This is a genomic window from Pengzhenrongella frigida (genome assembly GCF_004168625.1).
Lineage (GTDB): Bacteria > Actinomycetota > Actinomycetes > Actinomycetales > Cellulomonadaceae > Pengzhenrongella > Pengzhenrongella frigida.
This window is the reverse complement of the sequence record NZ_SDWW01000122.1, coordinates 1-1,150: the sequence shown is the minus strand read 5'-3', so window position 1 is coordinate 1,150 and position 1,150 is coordinate 1. Positions and strand designations below refer to the sequence as shown.

Genomic DNA, 1,150 nt, shown 5'->3' with positions numbered 1-1,150 from the left:
AACCAGCCCGCCGACAACACCGGAATCGGGTTAGCCGCTTAACACCCACCGGCCTCAACTACCTTGACAAATTCCGACTCGGCAACCAAGACAGCGCTGGAGATGCTCGGACCGCTTGGACAGCGCTGGGCGCATGTCCAAGGCGTCGCACAGCGCGCCGCCGTGCTGACCCTCGACCTCAGCAATCAAGAGCGCGACCTCGTCGTCACCGCTGCGTGGCTCCACGACATCGGGTACGCGCCCCAACTCGCCCGCTCGCGATTTCATCCGTTGGATGGTGCCCGCTACGTGCACGCCGTGGGGTTTCCCTTGGTCGTCGTCGGACTGGTCGCCTACCACTCTGGCGCGGTCATTGAGGCCCACGAACGCGGTCTCGGAAGCGAACTCGCCGCTTTTGTGGCGCCGCCGGACCTTCTGCTGCGCCGACTGACGGCGTCTGACATGACGACGAGCCCAACGGGCTACCCCGTGCAGGCCTCCGAACGGGTCGAGGAGATCCTCAGGAGGTACCCACCGCAAGACCCGGTGCACCAGGCGATCAGGCTGTCCGGCTCATCGCTGATCGACATCGCGAACGCCGAAGACGCTCGAGCTCGCATCGGGCAGGTCCATCAAGTCGCCACTGACCATTACTGGTAATAGCTTAGGTGGCATTAACGTACGTTCCGTCAGAACCTAGATCGACGGGCGTTCGCTTTCCAGAAACGACCGCGACGGCGCCTCCCCCTCGTGTCGGTATGCGCGTGGCGGCAGGTTCTACGACCCTCCGCCGTGCCCTCGGCGAGCGATGAGAGTGTCTTCAGCGGTATGGCTGGTTCGGATAGTTCATCCGAGCTATCTCGACCTGCCTCGCGCAGCGCCGACGGAGGACAGGCTCGGCACGGACGAGCGCCCGATGCCCGACGGCGCGGCGATCTCAGCGACTGCCCGTGGTGGGATCGCAGCGCGAGATCAGGACGAGTCTCCGGTCCGTGACGAGCGCGCCGCTCTGGTCCGTCGTCACCAACGCCGACCAGCACTTCCGCTAGTCGGCTGGCCTGGGACCGTTCGCCCCGCCCCGTGGGTGAACTCCTCTAGTGGCGTGTCACATAAGTTTCTGATGTGTTCGCTATGCTCTGGGACATGCCGAATCGGGTGAGAGTGTTGGCGG

Annotated in this window: 1 protein-coding gene; it reads left to right on the top strand. The window is 64.6% G+C overall.

Annotated elements, in window-relative coordinates; all coding sequences use genetic code 11:
* Window positions 1–63: 63 nt before the first annotated feature.
* Window positions 64–639 (top strand): HD domain-containing protein, encoded by a 576-nt coding sequence (locus EUA98_RS19605; RefSeq protein ID WP_207219179.1) that lies wholly within the window; start codon window positions 64–66, stop codon window positions 637–639.
* Window positions 640–1,150 lie beyond the last annotated feature (511 nt).